Annotated in this window: 20 protein-coding genes; 13 read left to right on the forward strand and 7 right to left on the reverse strand. The window is 70.4% G+C overall.

The window, feature by feature from the left end; all coding sequences use genetic code 11:
- Positions 1-24 precede the first annotated feature (24 nt).
- Positions 25-933 carry a 2-hydroxyacid dehydrogenase gene (locus ACZ7OH_RS32030; RefSeq protein WP_470284233.1) on the forward strand — a complete coding sequence of 303 codons (909 nt, stop codon included), beginning with the start codon at positions 25-27 and terminating at the stop codon, positions 931-933.
- Between the two features lie 37 nt (positions 934-970).
- Positions 971-1546 (forward strand): DoxX family membrane protein, encoded by a 576-nt coding sequence (locus tag ACZ7OH_RS32035; protein ID WP_470284234.1) that lies wholly within the window; start codon positions 971-973, stop codon positions 1544-1546.
- Between the two features lie 344 nt (positions 1547-1890).
- Here ACZ7OH_RS32035 and ilvD read toward each other — a convergent pair whose 3' ends face one another.
- Together ilvD and ACZ7OH_RS32045 are read right to left on the reverse strand one after the other, a co-directional pair.
- On the reverse strand, positions 1891-3735 hold the full coding sequence (gene ilvD / locus ACZ7OH_RS32040) for a dihydroxy-acid dehydratase (RefSeq protein WP_470284235.1): 1845 nt from the start codon (positions 3733-3735) through the stop codon (positions 1891-1893).
- 48 nt (positions 3736-3783) lie between these two features.
- Complete coding sequence (locus tag ACZ7OH_RS32045) at positions 3784-4233, reverse strand: PH domain-containing protein (RefSeq protein WP_470284236.1); 450 nt, start codon at positions 4231-4233, stop codon at positions 3784-3786.
- A 324-nt stretch (positions 4234-4557) separates the two neighbouring features.
- Here ACZ7OH_RS32045 and ACZ7OH_RS32050 point away from each other — a divergent pair, with 324 nt between their 5' ends.
- The 4 genes from ACZ7OH_RS32050 to ACZ7OH_RS32065 all read left to right on the forward strand — a co-directional run bounded on the left by ACZ7OH_RS32050 (position 4558) and on the right by ACZ7OH_RS32065 (position 8390).
- Positions 4558-6450: an acetolactate synthase large subunit gene (locus tag ACZ7OH_RS32050; protein WP_470284237.1), complete on the forward strand. Its 1893-nt coding sequence runs from the start codon at positions 4558-4560 to the stop codon at positions 6448-6450.
- Between the two features lies 1 nt (position 6451).
- Positions 6452-6958, forward strand: coding sequence for an acetolactate synthase small subunit (gene ilvN, locus ACZ7OH_RS32055; RefSeq protein ID WP_003080760.1), 507 nt, complete (start codon positions 6452-6454; stop codon positions 6956-6958).
- Between the two features lie 36 nt (positions 6959-6994).
- On the forward strand, positions 6995-8008 hold the full coding sequence (gene ilvC, locus ACZ7OH_RS32060; protein WP_013223583.1) for a ketol-acid reductoisomerase: 1014 nt from the start codon (positions 6995-6997) through the stop codon (positions 8006-8008).
- A gap of 103 nt (positions 8009-8111) precedes the next feature.
- Positions 8112-8390: a DUF397 domain-containing protein gene (locus ACZ7OH_RS32065; protein WP_086670329.1), complete on the forward strand. Its 279-nt coding sequence runs from the start codon at positions 8112-8114 to the stop codon at positions 8388-8390.
- Here the strand turns inward: ACZ7OH_RS32065 and ACZ7OH_RS32070 are convergent.
- From ACZ7OH_RS32070 to ACZ7OH_RS32085, 4 genes are all read right to left on the reverse strand, one after another.
- A complete protein-coding gene (locus ACZ7OH_RS32070) occupies positions 8387-9268 on the reverse strand; it encodes a nuclear transport factor 2 family protein (RefSeq protein ID WP_470284238.1) in 882 nt (293 codons plus the stop codon). The genes ACZ7OH_RS32065 and ACZ7OH_RS32070 overlap by 4 nt on opposite strands.
- Before the next feature lie 70 nt (positions 9269-9338).
- On the reverse strand, positions 9339-10667 hold the full coding sequence (locus ACZ7OH_RS32075; protein WP_470284239.1) for an ankyrin repeat domain-containing protein: 1329 nt from the start codon (positions 10665-10667) through the stop codon (positions 9339-9341).
- A gap of 125 nt (positions 10668-10792) precedes the next feature.
- Positions 10793-11608, reverse strand: a complete 816-nt coding sequence (locus ACZ7OH_RS32080) for a TIGR03620 family F420-dependent LLM class oxidoreductase (protein WP_470284240.1) — start codon at positions 11606-11608, stop codon at positions 10793-10795.
- Entirely contained in the window at positions 11605-12504 is a 900-nt protein-coding gene (locus ACZ7OH_RS32085; protein ID WP_470284241.1) for a TIGR03620 family F420-dependent LLM class oxidoreductase, read from the reverse strand. Before ACZ7OH_RS32085 ends, ACZ7OH_RS32080 begins: the two co-directional genes overlap by 4 nt.
- An 87-nt stretch (positions 12505-12591) precedes the next feature.
- Here ACZ7OH_RS32085 and ACZ7OH_RS32090 point away from each other — a divergent pair, with 87 nt between their 5' ends.
- From ACZ7OH_RS32090 to ACZ7OH_RS32115, 6 genes are all read left to right on the forward strand, one after another.
- Positions 12592-13155, forward strand: coding sequence for a TetR/AcrR family transcriptional regulator (locus ACZ7OH_RS32090; protein WP_470284242.1), 564 nt, complete (start codon positions 12592-12594; stop codon positions 13153-13155).
- A gap of 127 nt (positions 13156-13282) precedes the next feature.
- Positions 13283-14887: a phosphoglycerate dehydrogenase gene (gene serA / locus ACZ7OH_RS32095; RefSeq protein WP_470284243.1), complete on the forward strand. Its 1605-nt coding sequence runs from the start codon at positions 13283-13285 to the stop codon at positions 14885-14887.
- Between the two features lie 323 nt (positions 14888-15210).
- On the forward strand, positions 15211-18573 hold the full coding sequence (locus tag ACZ7OH_RS32100) for a S8 family peptidase (protein WP_470284244.1): 3363 nt from the start codon (positions 15211-15213) through the stop codon (positions 18571-18573).
- 228 nt (positions 18574-18801) lie between these two features.
- Positions 18802-19842, forward strand: coding sequence for a 3-isopropylmalate dehydrogenase (locus tag ACZ7OH_RS32105; RefSeq protein WP_470284245.1), 1041 nt, complete (start codon positions 18802-18804; stop codon positions 19840-19842).
- 378 nt (positions 19843-20220) lie between these two features.
- Entirely contained in the window at positions 20221-21852 is a 1632-nt protein-coding gene (gene cimA, locus ACZ7OH_RS32110; protein WP_470284246.1) for a citramalate synthase, read from the forward strand.
- A 4-nt stretch (positions 21853-21856) separates the two neighbouring features.
- Positions 21857-22627, forward strand: coding sequence for a fumarylacetoacetate hydrolase family protein (locus ACZ7OH_RS32115; protein ID WP_470284247.1), 771 nt, complete (start codon positions 21857-21859; stop codon positions 22625-22627).
- On the opposite strand, the gene ACZ7OH_RS32120 is transcribed toward ACZ7OH_RS32115, so the two are convergent.
- Entirely contained in the window at positions 22624-23865 is a 1242-nt protein-coding gene (locus ACZ7OH_RS32120; RefSeq protein ID WP_470284248.1) for an FAD-dependent oxidoreductase, read from the reverse strand. The two genes, ACZ7OH_RS32115 and ACZ7OH_RS32120, sit on opposite strands and share 4 nt — an antisense overlap.
- Positions 23866-23969: 104 nt before the next feature.
- Between ACZ7OH_RS32120 and gltX the strand changes: the two genes are divergently transcribed.
- Entirely contained in the window at positions 23970-25448 is a 1479-nt protein-coding gene (gltX, locus tag ACZ7OH_RS32125) for a glutamate--tRNA ligase (RefSeq protein ID WP_470284249.1), read from the forward strand.
- Positions 25449-25534: the final 86 nt, after the last annotated feature.

Below are 25534 nucleotides of genomic sequence, written 5' to 3' on the forward strand. Positions count from 1 at the left end.
TACTCCTGGATTACGTTGGGGATCATGACGCTGACCGTGCTGGTCCCCGACGACGAGGGCATGACCGTGCTCGCCGAGGTGCCGCGGGTCCTGCCCGTGCGCTACCAGTGGGGCGAACCGGTGCCCCCGGAAGCCGCGAAGGCCGAGGTGCTGATCCCGGGCAAGCACCCGCCGGGCGATGAGCTGTGGCGCACGCTGCCGAACCTGAAGCTGATCCAGCTGCTGTCCGCCGGCGCCGAGGACTGGGTCGGCAAGGTGCCCGACGGCGTCCTGCTCTCGACGTGCCGGGGCGCGCACGGCGGGAGCACCGCCGAATGGGTCGTCGCCGTGCTGCTGTCGATGTACCGGAAGCTGGACGTCTTCGGCGCGGCGCAGCGCGAGGGCCGGTGGGAGCGGCAGAGCACCGACACGCTGCAGGGCAAGCGCGTGCTCGTCGTCGGCGCCGGCGACCTCGGGCAGCACCTGCGCCGCCGGCTCGAGCCGTTCGACGCGCGGTGCACGATGGTCGGGATGACCGCGCGCGAGGGCGTGCACGGCGTGCGGGAGCTGCCGTCGCTGCTCGGGCTGCACGACGTCGTCGTGCTGATGGTGCCGCTGACTTCGCGCACTCGCGGGATGGTCGACGCGGCGTTCCTCGCCGAAATGCGCGACGGCGCGGTGCTGGTCAACGTGGCGCGCGGCGCCGTCGTCGACACCGACGCCCTGGTCGCCGAATTGACCACGGGCCGGCTGCGCGCCGCGCTCGACGTCACCGACCCCGAGCCGCCGCCTCCGGGGCACCCGCTGTGGACGGCGCCGGGGCTGCTGCTGACGCCGCACGTCGGCGGGGCCGTGCGCGGGGTGCGGGGGCGGTCGTACGCCGTCGCGGCGGCCGAGATCGCGCGGTACGCCGGGGGCGAGCTGCCGGACAACCTGGTCCACGGCGAGTACTGAGCTCGCCAGGGCGTCGCGGATCCCCTACCCTTCGCGCGTGAGCAGTGGAGACGACTTTTCGCAGCAGTCCACCAGCCTCCTCTCGGACGTGCAGGACGACGGGCCCGACGACACCCCGCGCCAGGGCGGTCTGGGGCTCGGCCTGCTGATCCTGCGGGTGGGGCTCGGCGCGACCATGGGCGCGCACGGGCTGCAGCACCTGTTCGGCCTGTTCGGCGGGCCGGGCATCGGCGGGTTCGCGCGGATGCTGGAGACGTTCGGGTACCACAAGCAGACGACGCTGCTGTCGTGGATCACCGGGATCGTCGAGCTGGGCGGCGGGGTGCTGGTGGTCGTCGGGCTGTTCACGCCGCTGGCCGCGGCGGGGCTGCTCGGGGTCGCGGCGAACGCGGTTTACGCGAAGGTCCACGGCGGGTTCTTCGAGGGGCAGGGGCAGGGCTTCGAGTTCGAGCTGCTGCTGGGGCTGTCGGCGCTGAGCCTGCTGTTCACCGGGTCGGGGCCGATTTCGCTGGAGCGGAACACGCCTTGGCGGAAGCGGCCGTTGCCGTTGGGGCTGGTTTCGCTGCTGCTGGCCGCCGCGGCGGCCGTAGTGGTCATCGTTTTGACGCGGTAGGGGCCTGGGGACAACTCGGCGGTGTGGGCCCGGGTTGGGGACAACTCCGGTGCTGGGCCGGGGAATTGTCGGTGGCTGCCGGTAACGTTGAAACCGGGGGTCCCCCTCGCGGGCAGGGGCAGATCGGCGATGCCGGCCGGGCTCGGGACCACTTCGCGGTGCGGCTTGAGCTGGGGGACGACTTCGCGGTGCGGCCGGAACTGGGGACAATTTCGCTGCGGGCGCCCGAAACTGTCGGTGGCTGGCGGTAACGTTGAAATCGGGGGTCCCCCTCACGGGTTGGGCCCCGAAAAGCCGAAAGGCCGCCCCGGAAGCGGGGCGGCCTTCGACGGCTTGAGCCGGACTTACTTGTTCACGTCCCGGACCGCGCCCGTGTCCGCCGACGTCGCCATTCGCGCATACGCGCGCAAAGCCGCCGTCACTGGGCGCTGGCGCTCCTTTGGCTGCCACGGCCTCTCCGACGCCTCCATCTTCGACCGGCGCTCGGCCAAGACCTCCGCGTCCACCAGCAGCTCCAAGCGGCGCTCGTGGATGTCCAAAAGGATCCGGTCGCCGTTCTCCACCAGGCCGATCAAGCCGCCCGCTGCGGCCTCCGGGGAAATGTGGCCCACCGAAATGCCCGATGATCCGCCCGAGAAACGGCCGTCCGTGATCAGCGCGCACTTCTTGCCCAGGCCCGAGCCCTTCAAGAACGCCGTCGGGTGCAGCATTTCCTGCATGCCCGGGCCGCCCGCCGGACCCTCGTAGCGGATCACCAGGACTTCGCCCGGCTGGATCTCCTTCTTGAGGATCGCCGACACCGCCTCCTCCTGGCTCTCCAGCACCCGCGCCGGGCCCTCGAAGTGCCACAGGTCTTCGTCGATGCCCGCGGCCTTGATCACCGCGCCGTTCTCCGCCAGGTTGCCGCGGAGGATCGCCAGGCCGCCGTCCTTCGTGTACGCGTGCTCGACGTCGCGGATGCATCCCCCGGCGGCATCGGTGTCCAGCGACGACCAGCGGTTCGAAGTCGAGAACGCTTCTGTCGTGCGGACACCGCCCGGCGCCGCGTGGAACAGCTCGAGAGCGACAGAAGAGGGCGACGAAGCCCGGATGTCCCAGGTGGAAAGCCACGAGTCGAGGTCGTCGGAGTGGACCGAACGGACGTCCGTGTTCAGCAGGCCGCCGCGGTACAGCTCGCCCAGGATCGCCGGGATTCCGCCCGCGCGGTGGACGTCCTCCATGTGGTAGTCGGAGTTCGGCGCCACCTTCGACAGGCACGGCACGCGGCGGCCGATCGCGTCGATGTCGGCGATCGTGAAGTCGACCTCGCCCTCCTGCGCGGCGGCGAGGATGTGCAGCACCGTGTTCGTCGAGCCGCCCATCGCCATGTCGAGGGCCATCGCGTTCTCGAACGCCGCCTTCGACGCGATCGAGCGCGGCAGCACCGAGTCGTCGTCGTTTTCGTACCAGCGGCGGCAGAGCTCGACGACCGTGCGGCCGGCCTCCTCGAACAGCGCGCGACGCGCGGCGTGCGTCGCCAGCGTCGAGCCGTTGCCCGGCAGCGAAAGACCCAGCGCCTCGGTGAGGCAGTTCATCGAGTTCGCGGTGAACATGCCGGAGCACGACCCGCAGGTCGGGCAGGCCGAGCGCTCGACGATCGACAGGCCGTCGTCGTCGACGTCGGGGCTGGCCGACGCCGCGATCGCGGTGATCAGGTCGGTCGGGGCCTGCGCGACGCCGCCGACGACGACCGCCTTGCCGGCCTCCATCGGGCCGCCCGACACGAACACGACCGGGATGTTGAGCCGCATCGCCGCGTTGAGCATGCCCGGCGTGATCTTGTCGCAGTTGGAGATGCAGACGAGCGCGTCGGCCTGGTGCGCGTTGACCATGTACTCGACCGAGTCGGCGATGATCTCGCGCGAGGGCAGCGAGTAGAGCATGCCGGAGTGGCCCATCGCGATGCCGTCGTCGACGGCGATCGTGTGGAACTCGCGTGCGACGCCGCCCGCTTCCTTGACCGCCTCCGCGACGATTTCGCCGAGGTTCTTCAGGTGCACGTGGCCGGGCACGAACTGCGTGTAGGAGTTGGCGATCGCGACGATCGGCTTGCCGAAGTCGCTGTCGGTCATGCCCGTGGCGCGCCAGAGCGAGCGCGCGCCCGCCGCGTTGCGGCCGTGGGTGGTGGTCCGGGAACGGAGAGGCGGCACGGGAAACTCCCAGGTCAAAGGCGGGCCGGTGAAACTGGTAGGACCAATTTACTCCGCCGGTGATGCCTTGGGCTGGCCGGGCTTGATGTCGTCGGCGTCCAGGAGCCCGCTCGGATCCGCCACCAGACCTTCGCTGACCAGCGACAGCACCGGCAGATGCCGGGTCCGCACGGTCGGCAGCGGCACCTTCGTGTCGTCCTTCAGGACCGCCTGCACCCGCGACTTCTTGGTGATCGCCAGGCCCTTCAACGCCGACCACGGGACGTCGCGGTGGCCGAACATCGTGCGGGTCGCCAGCCCTTCGCGGGTCGCGATCGTGCGCGTCCGGATCACGAACACCGCCAGCGCGATCGGGAAGAGGTAGAGCCACTGCAAGTACGGGATGTCCCCGAGCGCGACCGGCGTCACGCAGATCGTCAGGAGGGCGATCGCCATGAACGACGTGCGGGGGATGCGGAAGACGGCCTTCCGGCCCTCGTCCTGCTCTTTTTCGGCCACCCGGAAATGGTGCACCGCGGCGCGGACCGGCCCGGACCCGGGTCGGGCGGGTGTGACGCCTGTCCAACATGCGGACACGTCATCCCGCAGAGTTGACACCTGAGAGACCTTCGGACTAGCGTCAGCGTCGTGACACCGCTGACCGGCCTCGTACTTCCCAAGCGCGTCGACGCTTAGGGAAGACTTTCCGCTGCGTCGACGCGCGAACCCTCGTGCGACCTTACGGTCGGCGAGGGTTTTTTGTTGCCCTAGGGAAGAGATTCCCCGCCCCACCGCACAAAACCGACCCGAACGAGTGACACCGAGACCCACGAGGCAGAACCGATGACCAGTGCCACGTCGCGCAGCGACGCGAAACCCGGGCCGACGCCCGGAACGCCCGGAGCACGTCCGAAGCCGGCGCCACCGGCGGGAACCCCGGTGCGCGTCACCGGCGCGCAGTCCCTCGTGCGCTCGCTCGAGGCGGTCGGCGCCGAGGTGGTCTTCGGCATTCCGGGCGGCACCATCCTGCCCGCCTACGACCCGCTGCTGGACTCGACGAAGGTCCGCCACATCCTGGTCCGCCACGAGCAGGGCGCGGGGCACGCCGCCACCGGCTACGCGCAGGCCACCGGCAAGGTCGGCGTCTGCATGGCGACGTCGGGCCCGGGCGCGACCAACCTGGTCACCCCGCTGGCCGACGCGAACATGGACTCCGTCCCGGTCGTCGCCATCACCGGGCAGCAGTCCCGGGCGCTGATCGGCACCGACGCGTTCCAGGAAGCCGACATCTGCGGCATCACCATGCCGATCACCAAGCACAACTTCCTCGTCACCGACCCCGTGGACATCCCGCGGACCATCGCCGAGGCGTTCCACCTGGCGTCCACGGGCCGACCCGGCCCGGTCCTGGTGGACATCCCCAAGGACGTGCTGCAGGAGATGACCTCCTTCTCCTGGCCGACCGAGCTGCGGCTGCCGGGCTACCGCCCCACGCTGCGCCCGCACGGCAAGCAGGTCCGCGAAGCCGCGAAGCTCATCGCGAAGTCGCGCCGCCCGGTGCTGTACGTCGGCGGCGGCGTCATCAAGGCCGAGGCGCACGCGCAGCTGAAGCAGCTCGCCGAGCTGACCGGCATCCCGGTCGTCACGACGCTGATGGCGCGCGGCGCGTTCCCCGACTCGCACCCGCAGCACCTCGGCATGCCGGGCATGCACGGCTCGGTCGCCGCGGTCGCGTCGATGCAGCGCGCCGACCTGCTGGTCGCGCTGGGCGCCCGGTTCGACGACCGCGTCACCGGCCAGCTGTCGTCGTTCGCGCCGGACGCCGCGATCGTGCACGCCGACATCGACCCGGCCGAGATCTCCAAGAACCGCAAGGCCGACGTCCCGATCGTGGGGGACTGCAAGGAGATCATCGGCGAGCTGATCACCGCCGTCACCACCGAGTTCGAGCACGGCGGCAAGCCCGACCTCGCCGACTGGTGGACGCTGCTGGACGACTGGCGCAAGACCTACCCGGCCGGCTACGAGTGGCCCGACGACGGTTCGCTGTCGCCGCAGTACGTCATCGAGCGGATCGGCGAGCTCGTCGGCCCGGACGCGGTGTACGCCGCCGGCGTCGGCCAGCACCAGATGTGGGCCGCGCAGTTCGTCAAGTACGAGAACCCGCGCACCTGGATCAACTCCGGCGGCCTCGGCACCATGGGCTTCGCGGTGCCGGCCGCGATGGGCGCGCAGTTCGGCGTCCCGGACACCCCGGTGTGGGCGATCGACGGCGACGGCTGCTTTCAGATGACCAACCAGGAGCTGGCCACCTGCGCCATCGAGGGCGCGCCGATCAAGGTCGCCGTCATCAACAACGGCAACCTGGGCATGGTCCGGCAGTGGCAGAACCTCTTCTACTCGGAGCGGTACTCCAACACCGACCTCGGCACGCACAAGCACCGCATCCCGGACTTCGTGCTGCTGGCCGAGGCGCTGGGCTGCGCCGGCCTGCGGTGCGAGACGAAGGAAGACGTCGACGCCACCATCCGCCGCGCGATGGAGATCAACGACCGCCCCGTCGTGATCGACTTCGTCGTGGGGAAGGATGCCCAGGTGTGGCCGATGGTCGCGGCCGGCACCGGCAACGACGAGATCATGGCTGTCCGGGGCATCCGGCCGCTGTTCGACGACGACGAGGTTTCGGTCGAGACGACCGAGGCTGCCGCGGAAGCCGCCGGGGAGGGTGAGCGCTGAGATGAGCGTCCACACGCTGAGTGTCCTGGTCGAGAACAAGCCCGGTGTGCTCGCGCGCGTGTCCGGCCTGTTCTCCCGCCGCGGGTTCAACATCGAGTCCCTCGCCGTCGGGCCCACGGAAAACCCCGAGGTGTCCCGCATGACGATCGTGGTCGCCGTGGAAGAGCTACCGCTCGAACAGGTGACGAAGCAGCTCAACAAGCTGGTCAACGTGATCAAGATCGTCGAGCTGGAGCAGTCGACCGCCGTGCAGCGCGAACTGCTGCTCGTGAAGGTGCGCGCCGACAACACCGTGCGCAGCCAGGTCCTCGAAACCGTCCAGCTCTTCCGGGCCAAGGTGGTGGACGTCTCTCCCGAGGCACTCACCGTCGAGGCCACCGGGACGTCCGACAAGATCGGTGCCCTGCTGCGGATGCTGGAGCCGTATGGCATCCGCGAGCTCGTGCAGTCCGGCATGGTCGCGGTGGGACGCGGCGCCCGCTCGATCACCGCTACCTCGCCCCGCTAGAAACTTTGTAAGTCAGGAAAGGAAGCAGTAACCCCCATGGCAGTGGAAATCTTCTACGACGACGACGCCGACCTCTCGATCATCCAGGGGCGCAAGGTCGCTGTCATCGGCTACGGCAGCCAGGGCCACGCCCACTCGCTGAGCCTGCGCGACTCCGGCGTCGACGTCCGCATCGGCCTGCCCGAGGGGTCCAAGTCGCGGGCGAAGGCCGAGGAGCAGGGCCTGCGCGTGCTCACCCCGGCCGAGGCGTCGGCCGAGGCCGACCTGATCATGATCCTGGCGCCGGACACGAAGCAGCGCTTCATCTACGAGCAGGACATCGCGCCGAACCTCAAGGACGGCGACGCGATCTTCTTCGGGCACGGCTTCAACATCCGCTACGACCTGATCAAGCCGCCGGCCAACGTCGACGTCGCGATGGTCGCCCCGAAGGGCCCGGGCCACCTCGTCCGCCGCCAGTTCGTCGACGGCAAGGGCGTCCCGGCGCTCATCGCCGTGGAGCAGGACGCGTCCGGCAACGCCCAGGCGCTCGCGCTCTCCTACGCGGCCGCCATCGGTGGCGCCCGCGCCGGCGTCATCAAGACGACGTTCACCGAGGAGACCGAGACCGACCTCTTCGGCGAGCAGGCCGTGCTCTGCGGTGGCGCGTCCGCGCTGGTGCAGACCGGTTTCGAGGTGCTCACCGAGGCCGGCTACGCCCCGGAGATCGCCTACTTCGAGGTGCTGCACGAGCTGAAGCTGATCGTCGACCTCATGTACGAGGGCGGCATCGCGCGCCAGCGCTACTCGATCTCCGACACCGCCGAGTACGGCGACCTGACCCGCGGCCCGCGCGTCATCTCGCCGGCGGTCAAGGAAGAGATGAAGAAGATCCTCGGCGAGATCCAGGACGGCACGTTCGCCCGCGAGTGGGTCGCCGAGGACGAGGCCGGCCGGCCGAACTTCACCAAGCTCGAGGAGCAGGGCAACCAGCACCCGATCGAGGCGACCGGCAAGAAGCTGCGCGACCTGATGTCGTGGGTGGACCGGCCGATCACCGAAACCGCCTGACCGCTTTTCGGCAACACAGCTTTTTTCGCAAGACGCTGAAGGGGACGCCCGCGAGGGGCGTCCCCTTCAGTGCGTTCGGTGGTCGTTTCGCTACGCTTGCGACATGAGTGAGCAGCCGGTCGACGACAAGGCGCACATCCGGCACCACCTCGACTTCACGAAGGCGGAGTGGATCCGGGCGGAGCCGGAGGGCGTCACCCTCGACGACTGCGTCGAGTACGCCTTCATCGAGCACACCGACGGCGTCACCTACACCGCCATGCGGCAGTCGGCGAAGCCGGACGGCGTCATCCTCGTCTTCACGCCGTCGGAGTGGGACGCGTTCGTCAAGGGCGTCCGCGACGGCGAGTTCGACCTGCCCGAGGACCTCGCGGAGGCCTAAAGCTTCGCGGCCAGCTCGGGGATCGTGCCGAGGTCGCCGGCGATGCCGAGGTGGTCGCCGTAGTCGCGGGACTCGACGACCAAGCCGTCGCGAATCCGCATGGCGAAGATGTTGGCGATCCGCACCGGGCGGCCGCCGTACTCGCCCTGGTAGGCGAACTCGGCGATCAGCACCTCGGGATCGGTGCCCTCGTAGGTGACCAGGTCGGTCGCCTCCAAGTCGACGCCCATGCCCGCGGCCTGCTTGAAGTGCGCGCGCAGCTCCTCGCGCGTGCGCACCACGGCCGAGCCCGGCTGGAACGGGTGCGTGACGTGCGTTTCTTCGGCGTACAGCTCCGCCAGCTCTTCGCCGCGCTTGTCCGAGACGCCGTAGACGAGCCGTTCGAACACCCCGCGCCGGCTCGCCGGGTCGCTCGGCGTCCGTGGTCCGATCGGCGACAACTCGCGCGGCGGTGCCTGCTCGTAGGCCTGCGCGAGCTGGTCGACGCCGTCGCGGATCGCCGCGAGACGCAGGTAGTCGTGGTAGTCGCGCGAGTGGACGATCAGGCCGTCGCGGACGCGCAGCACCTGGATGTTGGCCGTCGGCGTGGTCTTGCCGGTTTCGAGCGACTCGGCGTCGTAGTCGTATTCGGCGACGATGACCTCGGGGTCCGTCGTCTCGTGGACGACGACGTTCTTGCGCGTCAGCCGCAACGCGCCGGCGAGGACGCCGGTGAACCGCTCGTGAACGGCGGTGCGGCCCTCGATGCGCGTCGGGCGCGGCACGGCTTGCGGGTGTTCGACGACGGTGTCCTCGGCGTAAAGCGCAGACAGGTCGGCGAAGCGCCCTTCGCTGATGCCGTCGGACAACGCCGCGAAGACGTCGCGAGGTGTGGTCATGAATCCTCCCAGTGGGCAAAACGGAGTCTGTAGTCCGCCTGGAACGATACGGACTACAGACTCCGGTTGTCTACCGGAGCAGGTCGTGCGCGGCCGGCTGGTCGCACACCTCCGCCCATTTCGCGGGGGTGCCGGCGAAGAGCGCGTCCCGCGCGCCGACGTCCGCGCCGTTTTCGACGAGGGCCCGGATGACGTCGAGGTGCCCGGACTGCGCGGCCAGATGTAGTGCGGTGACGCCTTCGCCGTGGCCCGGGCCGCCGAACGTGCCGCGGTGGTTCACGTCGGCGCCGAGGTCCAGGAGCGTCCGGACGGCGGCGAGCCTGCCCTGCGCCGCCGCCCACGTCAGCGCCGTGCCGCGGTAGACGTCGGCGTCGAGTTCGGCGCCCCGCGCGACCAACAGCCGCAGTGCTTCGACGCGGTCGTTGCGCGCGGCCCAGGACAGGGCTTCGTTCTTGACCTCGGCGGGGTCGTCCGTCGGCTGCCAGGCCGGGAAACCGCTGTGGGGACGGTAAAAGCCCCGGTGGGCACCGGGGTCGCCCGACGTCAGGAGCTCGTCGATGAAGCCGGTGTCGCCGAGCCCGGCCGCGACGCGCAGGTTGCCCGGGGCCCGGCTGTGCCCGGCGAGCGTCTCGGCGGCTTCGCGGTGCCCCCAGAACAGGGCGACGACCAGGGGAGTGCCGCCGTCGCCGCGGGCCGGGACGTCGACCGGGGCGCCGTGCTCCAGCAGCAGGCCGAGCAGGTGCGGCAGGTTGCTGTAGGCGGCTTGGTGCAGGGGCGTCCAGCCGTGGACGTTGCCGCGCGCCGGGTCGGCGCCGTGGTCGAGCAGGAGCCGGCTGAGCCGTTCGTCATGCGTCGCGCCGGCCATGCCGAGCAGGTCGTTGCCGTTGGTGCCGCGGGCGGTGACGAGCCCGGGGAACTCTTCCAGGAGCTTCCCGAGGCCGTCGAGGTCCTTCGCTTCGACGGCCCGGTACGCGCGGGCGAACGGTTCGCCACTGTCCACAAGAGACTTGACGTGCGCGCGAAGTGCTTTCCAGGAGCCGAATCCGTGTTCCCTCGCGACGACCACGCGGGCGCCGTCGCGGGTGAGTGGCTGGCTCCAGCGGTCGAAGGGCTCTTTCGCGCCGGGTGTGTCGTCCTCGGCCGAGGCGAGCAGGCCGAGCGCGCGCCCGGCGTAGTACTCGACGTCCTGGTGGTACGGGTGCTGCAGGGTTTCGCCGTGTTCGGTGACGCGGCGGACGTACGCCCGCAGCTTCGGCCAGCTCGGGAAGCCGTGGTCGCGGGCGATCCGGAACTGCGCTTCGGCGAGTTGGACGCCTTCGGCGCGCGCGAGTTCCTTCGCGCGCTTGCGGAGTTGTTCGAGGTTGAGTCCACCGGGCACCGTCGTGCCTCCTTTCCTCATCGCCCGTGGTCCGCCGGCACCGGGCAGGAAAGAAGGTAAGCGGGTGGTGCGGTGCTGCGGGGGTGGGCTCGGCCCTTTCCGCGGACGGGACGCGGCCCCTGCCGCGCCCCGCCAGCCTACCTCGGTCAGGGCAGGAGATCGGCCAGCCCGCGGTAGGACTTCTCCGTGCGGGCCAGGACCTGGACGCAGACGTGGTCGGCGCCCGCGTCGAGGTGGGCCCGGATCCGGTCCGCCACCGCCTGTTCGCCGGTCGCGACGATGGCGTCGACCAGCCGGTCGCTGCCGCCGCCGGCCAGGTCGTCGTCGGTGAAGCCGAGCCGGCGCAGGTTCGCGCGGTGGTGCGGGGCCTGCCGGACGTACAGGTCCGCGTGCTCCCGGGCCGCGTCGCGGGCGGCCGGGTCGAGCACCACAGCTTGCTCGACGGCGAGGTACTTGCCCGGGCCGAGTCGTTCGCGCGCCATCGCCGTGTGCTCCGGCGGGACGAAGTACGGGTGGGCGCCGTCGGCGCGTTCGGCCGCCAGGTCCAGCAGTTTCGGGCCCAGCGCCGCGAGCACCCGGCGCGGGCGGGGCGACGGCTGGGGCAGGCCCGGCAGTTCGGCCGCGTCCATCCCGTCGAGGTACTCGCGCAACGCCGTCAGCGGCCGCGCGCCCGGCCGGTGGCCGCCCAGTCCCGCGACGAACCGGCCCGGGTACGCCTCGCCCAGCGCGCGGATGGCGCCCTCCGCCGCGAGCGGGGAGCGCTGGTCGAACCGCGCGACCCCGGTGGCGACGGTCAACCTCGACGTCGCCGCGAGCAGCAGTGCCGCCTGCGTGAACGCTTCCCGGCCGGCGTACTCGCCGAACCAGATCGCGTCGAAGCCGAGTTCCTCCACCTCGGCGGCCGTTTCACGCAGCTCGGTGATCGGGGCGCCGTCGAAGAACCGCCAGATTCCCACGCTCATCGGAGCACCTCCGGGGCCAGCTCGAGCAGGACGTCCACAGTGGACTCGAACGACGCCGCGGACGGCGTCAGCAAGACGTGGTCCGCTCCCGCGTCCCGGAGCTCGCCGAGGCGTTTCGCGATGGTCGCGGCGTCGCCCCACAGGACCAGGTCGTCGACGAACCGGTCGCTCGGCCCGGCGATATCGGTTTCGGTGTAGCCGAGCCGTTTCCACCCCGCGAGGTAGACGGTGACGGAGTACTCCCGCGACTGCGCCACCCGGCGTCGCACGCTCTCGCGGGCGTCCTCGCGGGTGCCGAGCAGCACGGTCTGCTGCGGGATCAGCAGCTTGCCCGGCCCGAGGATTTCGCGCGCGTACGGCGTGTGCGAGACGGGCTGCGCGAACGGGTGCGCGCCGTCGGCGTGGTCGCGCGACAGTTCCAGCATCCGCGGCCCGACGGCGGCCAGCACGCGCGGAAACGGCACCGGCGAAGGACTTTCGGCCGCGGCGGCGTCCATTTCGGACAGGTAGTCGCGCATCCGGTAGATCGGCCGGTAGTCCTCGCCGAGCTTCGCCGCCTGGAACGCGTGCCCGACGCCGATGCCGAGCACGAACCGGCCGGGGTGGGCTTGGGCGAGCGTCGCCGCGCCTTTGTACGCGGTGGTCCCGGGCCGCAGCCAGGTGTTCGCGATGCCGGTGCCGAGCACGACGTCCGGCACCGTGGCCAGGAGGTCGCCGATATGGGCGAACACCTCGCGGCTGCCGGGTCCTTCGCCGCTCCAGACCGAGCCGTAGCCGGCTTCGGCGAGCCGCCGGGTGGCCGCGCGCTCGACGTCCGGGGGTGGGGCCAGGGGCGCGCTCGGCAGCCAGGCGCCGAACGCGCCGAGCCGGGTCCGCGTGTCTTCGATCAGGGTCATCCTCGTTCCCTCCAGTAATCTGAGGCTGCCTCCGGTTAATATACGGAGGCAGCCTCCGATTGGCTACCCGGTAGGGTCGGAAGGGCGATGACCGAAGTCAAGCCGATGCGCGCGGACGCCCGCCGCAACTACGAGCGCCTCCTCGAAGAGGCGCAGCGCGCCTTCGTCGAGCACGGCGTCGACGCGTCGCTGGAAGACATCGCGCGCCGCGCCGGGGTCGGCATCGGCACGCTCTACCGGCACTTCCCGACGCGGGAGGCCTTGCTCGAGACGCTGCTGCGGGCCCGGTTCGACGGCCAGGCCGACCGGGCGCGCGAACTGCTGACGCACCCGGAGCCGCTGAACGCGCTGCAGACCTGGCTGGCCGGGCTCGGCGACGCCACCGGCACGTTCCGCGGATTGGTGGAGCTCACCGCCGACGCGCTCAGCGACGAAACCTCCCGGTTGTACGAATCGTGTCACGCGATGCGCGAAGCCGGTTCCCATCTGGTGGAACGCGCGAAGCGCGCAGGCGAGCTCCGCGCCGACGTCACCACGCACGAGCTCCTTCTGTTGCTGCACGCGGCATCCTGGGCGGGCGGGCACCTGCCCGGCGCCGAGGGCATGCAACGCCTCCTGGCTCTTGTTTTCGAGGGATTACGGGTGAGTTAACACCGGGAGAAGCCAGCGGGCCGTCCTGCGGGTTAAACTCCGCCTCGACCGGGGCACAACGGCGTGCTGAGACCCTTTGTCGACACGTAGAACGTTCTGGACATGACCAGATAGTGGGAGCCGCATCGTGAGCAAGCCCAAGCTCGATCGACCAGTTGTCCTCATCGCGGAGAAGCTCGCCCCCTCCGTGCTGAGCGTCTTCGGTGACGAGGTGGAGGTCCGGCACGTCGACGGCACGGACCGGTCCGCGCTGCTCGAGGCGGTGAAGAGCGCCGACGCGCTCCTGGTCCGCTCCGCCACCCAGGTCGACGCCGAGGTCCTCGGCGCCACGACGCAGCTGAAGGTCGTCGCCCGCGCCGGCGTCGGCCTGGACAACGTCGAGGTGCCCGCCGCCACCGAGCGCGGCGTCCTGGTCGTCAACGCGCCGACGTCCAACATCGTCTCCGCCGCCGAGCACGCCGTCGCGCTGCTGCTCGCGGTCGCGCGCCGCGTCCCGGCCGCCAGCCAGAGCCTGCGCGGCGGCGAGTGGAAGCGCAGCTCGTTCTCCGGTGTGGAGCTGCAGGGCAAGACGATCGGCGTGGTCGGCCTCGGCAAGATCGGCCAGCTGTTCGCCCAGCGCCTCGCCGCGTTCGACACGCACATCATCGCCTACGACCCCTACGTCTCGGCCGCGCGCGCGGGCCAGCTCGGCATCGAGCTCGTCACCCTCGACGAGCTGCTTTCCCGCGCCGACGCGATTTCCATCCACCTGCCGAAGACGCCGGAGACGAAGGGTCTCATCGACGCCGAGGCGCTGAAGAAGACCAAGCCGGGCGTCATCATCGTGAACGCCGCCCGCGGCGGGCTGATCGTCGAAGAGGACCTGGCCGACGCGCTGCGCTCGGGTCACGTCGGCGGCGCCGGCATCGACGTCTTCGTCACCGAGCCGACCACGTCCAGCCCGCTGTTCGAGCTGGACAACGTCGTAGTGACCCCGCACCTGGGCGCGTCGACGGCCGAGGCGCAGGACCGCGCGGGCACGGACGTCGCCCGGTCGGTGCTGCTGGCCCTGCGCGGCGACTTCGTGCCGGATGCGGTGAACGTCTCGGGCGGCGGCGCGGTCGGCGAGCACGTCCGCCCGTACCTGCTGCTGACGCAGAAGCTCGGCCAGCTGCTCACCGCCTTGAACCCGAAGGCGCCGACGTCGGTGACCGTGCAGGTCAAGGGCGAGCTGACCAGCGAGGACACCGGCGTGCTGCAGCTGGCGGCGCTGCGCGGGGTGTTCACCGGCGTGGTCGAGGACCAGGTCACGTTCGTCAACGCGCCGCAGCTGGCGGAGAAGCTGGGCGTGCAGGTCGAGCTGGAAACCGAGTCGGAGAGCCCGAAGTTCCGCAGCCTGGTCACGGTGCGCGCGGTGCACGCGGACGGCCAGGTGCTGACGGTGTCCGGTTCGGTCACCGGCAAGGACGAGGTCGAGAAGCTGGTCGAGGTCAACGGCCGCGGCTTCGACCTGCGTGCCGAGGGCACGGTCCTGCTGGTCGAGTACGGCGACCGCCCGGGCGTGATGGGCCGCGTCGGCACGCTGCTCGGCGAGGCGGGCATCAACATCGAGGCCGCGCAGATCAGCCAGACCACCGACGGGTCGGACGCGGTGATGCTGCTGCGCGTCGACCGCCACATCGACAACCACCTGCTGGAGCCGATCGGCGCCTCGGTCGGGGCGCACACGATCCGTGCGGTGGACTTCAACTGACGCAACGATGAGGCTTATTCAGCCGTCGCCCGCCGCACGGCAACCGCGGCGCTCGCGGCGTCGCGAGCGGGGCGCGGCGGGCTAGCCAGAATAAGCCTCACTTTCGAAGGCCCCCTGTCACCCGACAGGGGGCCTTCGTGCGCAATCACATTCACGTAACGGAGTCCTTTGCCTACGTAAGTAGGTGATTTGGGGCATTAAGTTCTCCCCGCGAGGTTGAACCACGCGTCGTCGAGGGCACGGCGCTGTGCCGCGCTTCACCGTCGGGGGTGTCCGGAGCGGCAGGCAGGTTCGGGTCCAGACCTCGGGTAAGGGGCCGACTGATGAGCAGATCCCGCCTACCCGCGCGCGCGACCACGGCGGCCTTCGCCGTGGTGCTCGCCGCCGCGCTCGGGGCGCCGGTCGCGACCGCGGCCGACGCGCCGCTGGCCGACGGAGTGGCTCCGGCGAAGATCGACGGCGCCAAGCTGGAGGGCAAGGTTTCGCCCCGGCTCGGCGCCGCGCAGGGCCGCGTCACCGCGTTCGTCGAGCTGGCCAAGAAGCCCGCCGTCGACGCGTTCACCTCGGCGCAGCCCCAGGGCAAGGAGGCTGCCAAGCGCGCCGCCCGCGCCGCGAAGGACGACACCGCGGCCGCGGTGAACTCGGTGCTGGGCCAGCTGCGCTCGGCCGACGCCAAGCCGCAGGTCGTCACGCAGACCGCCAATGCCGTACCTGGCGTGGTCGTCACGGCCGACGCCGCGAAGCTGCGTGACATCGCGAAGCGCGCGGACGTCGTTTCGGTGCGCACGGTCGTGCCGAAGACCCGCACCAACGCCAGCGCCGAGCAGCTGACCAACACGCTCGCCGCGTGTCAGCAGACCGGCAAGTTCGGCGACGGCGTCCGCATCGGCGTGATCGACGACGGCATCGACTACACCCACGCCGACTTCGGCGGCCCCGGCACGCCGGCCGCCTACAAGAGCGTCGACTCCACCAAGCCGACCCCGCTCTTCCCGAACGCCAAGGTCGTCGGCGGCACCGACCTCGTCGGCGACGACTACGACGCCGCGACGGCCGGCAAGACCACCCCGAAGCCGGACCCGAACCCGCTCGCCTGCGGTGAGCACGGCACGCACGTCGCCGGCACCATCGGCGGCTTCGGCGTCACCGCGGACGGCAAGACCTTCAAGGGCGACTACAAGAAGCTGGACGCCAAGAAGGTCGACGCGATGCAGATCGGCCCGGGCACGGCGCCGAAGTCGCTCCTCTACGCCATCAAGGTGTTCGGCTGCGTCGGCTCGACGAACGTCACCTCGCAGGCGCTGGACTGGGCCCTCGACCCGGACGGCGACGGCGACTTCACCGACCACCTCGACATCGTCAACCTCTCGCTGGGGTCGGACTTCGGCGCGCCGGACGACCCGGACTCGCTGTTCGTGCGCAAGCTCGCCGCGAACAACGTGCTGCCGGTGATCTCCGCGGGCAACGGCGGTGACATCAACGACATCGCCGGCTCCCCGGGCAACACCCCCGAGGCGCTGACCGTCGCCAGCACGCGTGACGCGGGCGTCCTGCGCGACGCCGCCGAAGTCAAGGCGCCCACGACCGCCGCGGGCCAGAAGACCGGGCAGTACAGCCAGAACTACACCGGCTACGACACGCTGAACCTGACCGCGCCGGTCGTCGCGCTGTCCGCGTCGAACAGCGCCGGCTGCGCGCCGTACTCCGCCGCGGACAAGGCGAAGGCGGCGGGCAAGTTCGTCTGGCTGGAGTGGGACGACAACGACTCGACCCGCGCCTGCGGTTCGGCCGCGCGCGCGAACAACGCGCAGGCCGCCGGGGCGAAGGGCGCGCTGCTTTCGTCCACTTTGGAGCACTTCAGCGCGGGTATCGCGGGCAACGCGGCGATCCCGCTGTTCCAGTTCACCGGTTCCGCGACCAAGACGCTGCGCGCGGCGCTGACCGCGGGCACGCTGCAGGTCCGGCTCTACGGCACCGGGCGCGCGTCGATCCAGACCTACGACAAGACGATCGTGGACACCCCGAGCTCGTTCACCTCGCGCGGCACCCGCGGCCCGGCCGTCAAGCCGGACCTCGCCGCGCCGGGTGACACGATCACCTCGGCGTTCCGCGGCAGCGGCAACGGCCGGACCGTGCTCTCGGGCACGTCGATGGCGGCGCCGCACACCGCGGGCATCACCGCGCTGGTCCGCCAGTCCCATCCGGACTGGTCGGTCGAGGAGGTCAAGGCGTCGGTCATCGACACCGCCGGCCACGACGTCTCCGACGGCGCGGGCCACACCTACGCGCCGCAGCGCGTCGGCAGCGGCCGGATCGACGCCAAGGCGGCGCTGGACAACCAGGTGCTCGCCTACGTCGTCGACGACCCGGGCGCGGTGAGCGTCAGCTTCGGCACGGTCGAGGCGTCGGGTCCGGTGACGCTGTCGAAGACGATCAAGCTCGTCAACAAGGGCGTCACGGCCGCCGAGTACTCGGTGGCCTACCAGGCGGTCAACGCGCTGCCGGGCGTCGAGTACACAGTGGACAAGCCGACAGTGAAGCTGACCCCGCGCGGCACCGCCAAGGTCAAGGTGACGCTGAAGATCGCCGACCCCACGGCGCTGCGCAAGGTCATGGACCCGACCATGCAGGCCACCCAGGCCGGCCTGGCGCGGCAGTTCGTCGCCGACGCTTCCGGGCGCGTCGCCTTCACGCCCACCAGCGGCGCCAAGGTGCCGCTGCGGGTGTCGGTCTACTCGGCACCGAAGCCGGTGTCGACGATTTCGACGCCGCCGTCGGTGAAGTTCACCCCCGACGCCACCCAGGCCGTGCTCAACCTGACCGGCAAGGGCGTCGACCAGGGCACCGGCGCGCAGCGGTACCGCTCGCTGATCAGCGTGCTCGAGCTGCAGGCGGAGTCCCCGCAGCTGCCCGAGTGCGACGCGGACGTCGTCACCGACTGCACGGTGAACAAGACGGCCAAGGGCGGCGACCTCCGCTACATCGGCGCGGCTTCCACCGCGCCGCTGGCGAAGGCGCAGGGTGAGCCGCAGAACGCGCTCCTCGCGTTCGGCCTGTCCACCTGGGGCGACTGGGCGAACATCGGCAGCAACACCTCGCCCTTCGTCGACATCGACACCACCGGGGACGGGACGCCGGACTTCGAGACCTACGTGACCAAGGCGACGTCCACGGACGTGCTGCTGGCCGTCACGGTCGCGCTGACCCCGGGCTTCCCGCGGGTCGACGTCCAGGCCGTCAACGGGCAGCTCGGCGACGTGGACACGAACGTGTTCGACACGAACGTGATCACGCTGCCGGTTTCCCTGGCCGCGCTGGGCATCGACGCGAACGCCGACAGCCACCGGATCTCCTACACGGTGGGCGTGAGCGGTTTCTACGTCGCGCCGGGCACGACGAACGGGCTGATCGACTACGTCGGCACGCCGCTTTCGTTCGACGCGCTCGCGCCGGGCTACTCGGTGCAGGGTGGCGGCGACGCCGCGCTGGGCTACGTCGCGAAGCCGGGGACGACGCTGGTCGTCACCCGGAACGCGGCTTCGGCCGCGGCCGACAACGCCCTCGGGCTGCTCGCCATCGAGCACCACAACGCTGCGGGGAACCGGGCGAACGTGGTCAAGGTGGACGCCGCCCAGGGCGCCCGGCCGGGGAACGACCGTCAGCCGATCGGGGCTGGTCACCGCTAGTCCCGGGCAAGATCGATCAGTGCAGGCACAGGGGCGTTCCCGGTGGGTTTCAGCCGGGGACGCCTCGCTGCAGTTCCCCCGATCGGGTGTCTCACCCTGCGGGAGGATGCGGCATAAGGGTGGTGCGGCTACGGCCGTTTGTCTACGGCCGGTAACCTTCCGGCTGCTGGCGTTTTGTTGCGGTGGGCCATCGGTGCATCCGGTGGCCTCGTCGACGGAGGTGTGTGGATGCGGCTCGCGGTGATCCCAGGAGACGGGATCGGGCCCGAGGTGGTCTCCGAGGCGCTGAAGGTGCTCGGCGAGGTAGTACCGACGGCGGAGATCACGAACTACGACCTCGGCGCCGCGCGGTGGCACGCGACCGGTGAGCTGCTCCCGGAGTCGGTGCTCGGCGAGCTCCGCCAGCACGACGCGATCCTGCTGGGCGCGGTCGGCGACCCGTCGGTGCCGAGCGGCATCCTCGAGCGCGGCCTGCTGCTGCGCCTGCGGTTCGAGATGGACCACCACGTCAACCTGCGCCCGGCGCGGCTGTACCCGGGCGTCCGGGGACCGCTGGCCGACGCGGGCGACGTCGACATGGTCGTCGTGCGCGAAGGGACTGAAGGCCCGTACGCGGGTACTGGTGGCCTGCTGCGCAAGGACACCGAGAACGAGATCGCGACGGAGGTCAGCGTCAACACGGCGTTCGGCATCCGCCGCGTGGTCGCGGACGCGTTCAACCGCGCCGAGGCCCGTCCGCGCAAGCACCTGACGCTGGTGCACAAGACCAACGTGCTCGAGTACGCGGGTTCGCTGTGGTCGCGGATCGTCGAAGAGGTCTCGCTGGAGCACCCGGAGGTGACGGTCGCCTACTCCCACGTGGACGCGGCGACGATCCACCTGGTGACGGACCCGTCCCGGTTCGACGTGATCGTCACGGACAACCTGTTCGGCGACATCATCACGGACTTGGCGGCCGCGGTGACGGGTGGCATCGGGCTCGCGGCGAGCGGGAACCTGGACATCACGCGCCGCAACCCGAGCATGTTCGAGCCGGTGCACGGGTCGGCGCCCGATATCGCCGGGCAGGGGCTGGCGGACCCGACGGCCGCGGTGTTGTCGGTTGCGCTGCTGCTGGACCACCTGGGTCAGAAGGAGTCGGCTCGGCGGATCGAGGCTTCGGTGGCTTTTGATTTGGCTACCCGGGACCAGTCTTCGCCGGGGGCTACTACGGCCATCGGGGACCGGTTGGCGGCTTTGGTTTCGTCCAACGTGCGTACTGCTGGTTGAGTTTTTGCTTCGGAAAGGCCCCGCGCCCTGGTGGTGCGGGGCTTTTTCGTGCCTGGGCCTGCTGGGGCCTCGGCCGGTGTTGCCGCGGCTCGTTCACGGCGCCGCGCGTGATGTGGGCAAGCGGGCGGCTGAACAACTTCCCGGCAGGGTTTGGCGACCTGGCCGTCGGAGTCGCCGGCCCGCGTTCCCGGATGGTGGGAGCTTGACCCAGTTTGTGGACTTCCCGCGAACCCCTGTGGCATGATGCGACCGTGACCAGCTTCGCGATCATTATCATCGAGCGCGCCGGACGGTAGCTCCACAAGAGCACCCGGCGCGCAACCTCTCGCACCCATGCGGGAGGTTTTTTTGTTGCCACGAAACGATTGGGAGAAGACCGTGACCCGCCAGGAGCCCGCCGATACCCCGCTCGGCGATGCCTTCCACCTCTACGACACGACCCTGCGCGACGGTGCGCAGCGGGAGGGCATCTCCTACTCCGTCCAGGACAAGCTCGCCGTCGCGCGGCTGCTGGACGAACTGGGCGTCGGGTTCATCGAAGGTGGCTGGCCCGGGGCTCTCCCCAAGGACACGGAGTTCTTCGCCCGCGCCGCGAAAGGCGAACTCAAACTCAACCACGCCGCCCTCGTCGCTTTCGGGGCGACGCGCAAGGCCGGCACCACCGCCGACGTCGATCCGCAGGTCCGGGCCCTTCTCGCCAGCGAAGCCCCCGTTGTCACCCTCGTCGCGAAGTCGGATCTGCGGCACATCGAACGCGCCCTCCGCGTCGACGTCGACGAAGCCTGCGCCATGGTCAAGGACACCGTCGAATTCCTCGTCAAAGAAGGCCGGCGCGTTTTTCTCGACGCCGAACACTTCTTCGACGGCTACGCGTTTTCCCCCGAGACTTCGCTCAGGGTCCTCGACGCCGCCGCGCACGCGGGCGCCGATGTCCTCGTGCTCTGCGACACCAACGGTGGTCAGCTGCCGCTCGGGCTCGCCGAGACCGTCAAGACCATCAAGGAAAAGACCGGGTTCCGCCTCGGAATCCACTGTCAGGACGACACTTCCTGCGCCGTGGCGAACTCCGTCGCCGCGGTGCAGGCCGGCGCGACGCACGTCCAGTGCACCGCCAATGGTTACGGGGAGCGGGCCGGCAACGCCGACCTCTTCGCCGTGACAGGGAACCTCGTGACCAAGCTCGGCATGGACGTCCTCCCGACCGGAGGAGCGGCCGAGCTGACCCGGGTCTCCCATGCCCTTGCCGAAATCGCCAACCTCGCCCCCTACACCCACCAGGCTTACGTAGGGGCGTCGGCTTTCGCCCACAAGGCGGGACTGCACGCGAGCGCGATCAAGGTGGATCCGTTGCTGTACAACCACATCGATCCGTCTTCCGTCGGCAATGACATGCGGGTGCTGGTCACCGAGATGGCCGGCAGGGCCAGCCTCGAGCTCAAGGGACGTGAGCTCGGGGTCGACCTTGCCGGCCGGCCCGAGGCGCTGACGAGCGCCATCACCAAGGTCAAGCGCCTCGAATCCGAAGGCTGGTCCTTCGAGGCCGCCGACGCCTCCCTCGAGCTCCTGCTGCGCCAGGAGGCCGATGTGCCCGCCGAGGCGCCGTTCGAGCTCGAGTCCTACCGCGTGGTCCTCGACCACCGCGCCGACGCCGAGGTCGTGTCCGAAGCCACGGTCAAGGTGCACGTCGGCGGCCAGCGCGTCATCGCCACCGCCGAGGGCATCGGCCCGGTGCACGCCCTCGACGCCGCGCTCCGGAAAGCCTTGAGCCCCCACCTGTCCTGGTTGGACAGTGTGGACCTGGCCGACTACAAGGTCCGGATCCTGCAAGGCCACCCCGGCACCGACGCGGTGACGCGCGTGCTGGTCGAGAGCACCGACGGCGAACGCGAGTGGACCACGGTCGGCGTGCACGGCAACATCGTCGAGGCCAGCTGGCTGGCCCTCTGCGACGCGCTCGTCCACAAGAGCACCACCGTGGCCCCGGTCACGGAAACAGCAGACGTAGACTGACGCCGTGCGCCTAGCCCGTATTGCTCATCCCGGTGGTGTCGCGTTCGCTTCGGTCGAAGGGGACGGTGACGACGCCCAGGTCCTGGAAATCGCCGAGCACCCGTTCGGCCAGCCCAACTTCACCGGCAAGCGGTGGCCGCTGGCCGACGTCCGGCTGCTCGCGCCGATCCTGCCGTCCAAGGTGATCGCCGTCGGCCGCAACTACGCCAAGCACGCGGCCGAGTTCGGCAACGAGGTGCCCAGCGCCCCGATGCTGTTCCTCAAGCCGTCGACCACGGTCATCGGCCCGAACGCGGCGATCCGCCGTCCGTCGAACGTCGGCCGCGTCGACTTCGAAGGCGAGCTGGCCATCGTGATCGGCCAGCCGGTGAAGAACGTGCCCGCCGCCCGCGCCGCGAGCGCGATCCTCGGCTACACGGTCGCCAACGACGTCAGCGCCCGCGACCTGCAGAAGTCCGACGGCCAGTGGGGCCGCGCCAAGGGCTTCGACACGTTCTGCCCGCTCGGCCCGTGGATCGAGACGTCGCTCGACGCCTCCGACCTGGCGCTGCGCTCCGAGGTCGACGGCGAGCTCAAGCAGGACGGCCGCACGTCCGACCTCGTCCACAAGATCCCCGAGCTGGTCGAGTTCGTCTCCGGCGTGATGACGCTGCTGCCCGGCGACGTCATCCTCACCGGCACCCCGGAGGGCGTCGGCCCGATCGAGGGTGGCCAGAGCGTCTCGATCACCATCGAAGGCATCGGCACCCTGACCAACCCGGTCGAGAACGTCTAAGCCCTGGTCGCCGGCTCCATCGGCCGCCGGGCGAACGCCGGGGCGTGCTCCGGCCGCAGCCCGAGGCCGAGGAGCCGGGCCGGGACGTACGACAGCCGCGGGAACCGCGCGAACAGCTTGATCATCGGCGCCGGCGGGCCGTTGCGCCTGCCCGCCATCACCGCGCGCATCACGGTCCGGTGCAGCAGCCGTTGCAGCCCCTGCACCAGCAGGGTCGGCGCCAGCCGCCGGGCGCGCACCTTCGCCAGGTCCGCCGGCGACGGGCGGCCCCGGCGCAGCGGCTCGGCCAGCAGCGTCGCCGCCGCGACCGCGTCCTGCACCGCCAGGTTGATGCCGACCCCGCCGATCGGCGACATCGCGTGCGCCGCGTCACCGATGCACAGCAGCCCGTCGACGTGCCACTTGCGCAGCAGGTTGAGCCGCACGTCGAGGAACTTGACGTCGTCCATCGACTCGAGCTCGTGCACGCGGTCGGTGAACTCGGGGCAGATCTGCGTGACGTTGTGGCGGAACGCCTCGATGCCCTGTTCGCGGAGGTCGTCGCCCTTCGGGCCGAGGTAAGCGACCTGGAAGAAGTCGGGCCGGGGGAGCGGCACCGCGAAGCGGCGGTCGCGCATCCGCGGCATGAGCATGCCGTCCGCATCCCCTTCCCGCCGCGAGAGCCGGAACCACCAGACGTCGAACGGGCAGTCGTACTCCCGCGGCACCAGACCGGCTTCGCGGCGGGCCAGCGACCAGCGGCCGTCGGCGGCGATCACCAGGTCCGCGCGGATTTCCCCGGTCTCGCCGGCGGCCGTGCGGTAGGTGATCCCGGCGACCCGGCCGTGCTCGCGGACCAGGCTGGTGCACTCGGTCTCCATCCGCTGGACGAACGTCGGCTCCTTGCGCGCGCTTTCGGCGAGCAGGTCGAGGAAGTCCCACTGCGGCACCATCGCGATGTACGGGTGGGCGACCTTCAACCGGGTGAAGTCGGCCAGCTTCATCAGCTCGCCGTTGTCCTGGGGGAAGCCCGCCGAGCGCAGCTCGCTGTGCGGCAGCGCGTGGAACTTCTCGCCCAGGCCCAGCTCGTCGAGCAGCGTGAGCGTCGACGGGTGGACCGTGTCCCCGCGGAAGTCGCGCAGGAAGTCCGCGTGCTTCTCCAGCACCGTCACCTCGACGCCGGCCCGGGCCAGTAGGAGTCCCGTGACCATCCCGGCCGGCCCGCCACCGATGACGACGCAGCCCGTGCGCTCGGTCATCTCGACCATCTCCCCGTCTATTCATCGCTTGTTGAATAAACCGAGGATGCCCCGGACCGGTCCCCGGCGTCAAGCGTTGTGGCGACGGATACGCTGATCGGGCTATGAGTGAGACATCGGTGGTTCGCGCGCGCTTCTGTCCTTCGCCGACCGGCACCCCGCACGTCGGGCTGATCCGCACGGCGCTGTTCAACTGGGCCTTCGCCCGGCACAACCAGGGGCAACTGGTGTTCCGGATCGAAGACACCGACGCCGCGCGCGACTCGCAGGAGTCCTACGAGCAGCTCCTCGACGGGCTGCGCTGGCTCGGCATCGACTGGGACGAGGGCCCGGAGGCCGGCGGCGACTACGGGCCGTACCGCCAGAGCGAACGGCGCGCGATCTACGCCGACGTCGCCGCGAAGCTCCTCGAGGCGGGGGAGCTGTACGAAGCGTTCTCCACCAACGAGGAGGTCGAGGCGCGGCGCAAGGCGGCCGGCCTGGACCCCAAGCTGGGCTACGACAACTTCGACCGCGACCTCACCGCCGAGCAGATCGCCGCGTACCGCGCCGAGGGCCGCGCGCCGGTGCTGCGCCTGCGCATGCCCGACGCCGACCTCGGCTGGGCCGACCTGGTGCGCGGCGACATCACCTTCCCGGCGAACACGATCCCGGACCCGGTGCTGGTGCGCGCCAACGGCGAGCCGCTGTACACGCTGACCAACCCGGTCGACGACGCGCTGATGAAGATCACGCACGTCCTGCGCGGCGAGGACCTGCTGCCGTCGACGCCCCGCCAGCTGGCGCTCTACGCCGCGCTGGAGCGCATCGGTGTCGCGGAGTTCACGCCGCGGTTCGGCCACCTGCCCTACGTCATGGGCGAGGGCAACAAGAAACTGTCCAAACGCGACCCTTCGTCGAACCTCTTCAACTACCGCGACCGCGGGTTCATCCGCGAGGGCCTGCTCAACTACCTGGCCCTGCTGGGCTGGTCGATCGCCGACGACCGCGACGTCTTCAGCGTCGAGGAGATGATCGCCGCCTTCGACGTCACCAAGGTCAGCGCCAACCCGGCGCGCTTCGACCTCAAGAAGGCCGAAGCGATCAACGGCACCCACGTGCGGGCGTTGCCGGCGGCCGAATTCGTTTCGCGCGTCACGCCGTACCTCGTCACCGCGGGTGTCCTTCCGGAATCGCCGAGCGAGCAGCAGCTGGCCCGGCTGAACGCGATCGCGCCGCTGGTGCAGGAACGCGTCACGGTGCTTTCGGACGCGGCGCCCATGGTGCGTTTTCTGTTCACCGACGAGGACGCTTTCGCGCCGGAAGAAGACGCGGCGGCGAAGAACCTCGGCGAAGCGGCGCAGCCGGTGCTCACCGCGGCGGTCGAGGCGCTCGAAGCGCTGCCGTCGTGGGAGACGGAGGCCATCGAGCAGGCGCTCAAAGACGCCCTTGTGGACGGTCTGGGTCTCAAGCCCCGCAAGGCTTTCGCGCCGGTTCGCGTCGCCGTGACCGGACGGACGGTTTCTCCTCCCCTGTACGAATCGATGGAACTGCTCGGCCGCGACGTCTCACTGGGACGTCTTCGCCGCGCGATGGTCGGATAACCGAAAGAAGACGGTTCGCCAACTGGGAGTAGAGCCGGTGCGCCGGAACAGGGGAGCGGCAATCACCTCTTTGGCAGCGTCGCGAA

Source organism: Amycolatopsis sp. NPDC114478, assembly GCF_055633805.1.

Coding starts and splice junctions, on each gene's coding strand:
- ACZ7OH_RS32030 (WP_470284233.1), top strand. CDS start 25: ATGACGCTGACCGTGCTGGTCCCCGACGACGAGGGCATGACCGTGCTC.
- ACZ7OH_RS32050 (WP_470284237.1), top strand. CDS start 4,558: ATGACCAGTGCCACGTCGCGCAGCGACGCGAAACCCGGGCCGACGCCC.
- ilvN (WP_003080760.1), top strand. CDS start 6,452: ATGAGCGTCCACACGCTGAGTGTCCTGGTCGAGAACAAGCCCGGTGTG.
- ilvC (WP_013223583.1), top strand. CDS start 6,995: ATGGCAGTGGAAATCTTCTACGACGACGACGCCGACCTCTCGATCATC.
- ACZ7OH_RS32065 (WP_086670329.1), top strand. CDS start 8,112: ATGAGTGAGCAGCCGGTCGACGACAAGGCGCACATCCGGCACCACCTC.
- ACZ7OH_RS32070 (WP_470284238.1), bottom strand. CDS start 9,268: ATGACCACACCTCGCGACGTCTTCGCGGCGTTGTCCGACGGCATCAGC.
- ACZ7OH_RS32075 (WP_470284239.1), bottom strand. CDS start 10,667: ATGAGGAAAGGAGGCACGACGGTGCCCGGTGGACTCAACCTCGAACAA.
- ACZ7OH_RS32080 (WP_470284240.1), bottom strand. CDS start 11,608: ATGAGCGTGGGAATCTGGCGGTTCTTCGACGGCGCCCCGATCACCGAG.
- ACZ7OH_RS32085 (WP_470284241.1), bottom strand. CDS start 12,504: ATGACCCTGATCGAAGACACGCGGACCCGGCTCGGCGCGTTCGGCGCC.
- ACZ7OH_RS32090 (WP_470284242.1), top strand. CDS start 12,592: ATGACCGAAGTCAAGCCGATGCGCGCGGACGCCCGCCGCAACTACGAG.
- ACZ7OH_RS32100 (WP_470284244.1), top strand. CDS start 15,211: ATGAGCAGATCCCGCCTACCCGCGCGCGCGACCACGGCGGCCTTCGCC.
- ACZ7OH_RS32105 (WP_470284245.1), top strand. CDS start 18,802: ATGCGGCTCGCGGTGATCCCAGGAGACGGGATCGGGCCCGAGGTGGTC.
- ACZ7OH_RS32120 (WP_470284248.1), bottom strand. CDS start 23,865: ATGACCGAGCGCACGGGCTGCGTCGTCATCGGTGGCGGGCCGGCCGGG.
- gltX (WP_470284249.1), top strand. CDS start 23,970: ATGAGTGAGACATCGGTGGTTCGCGCGCGCTTCTGTCCTTCGCCGACC.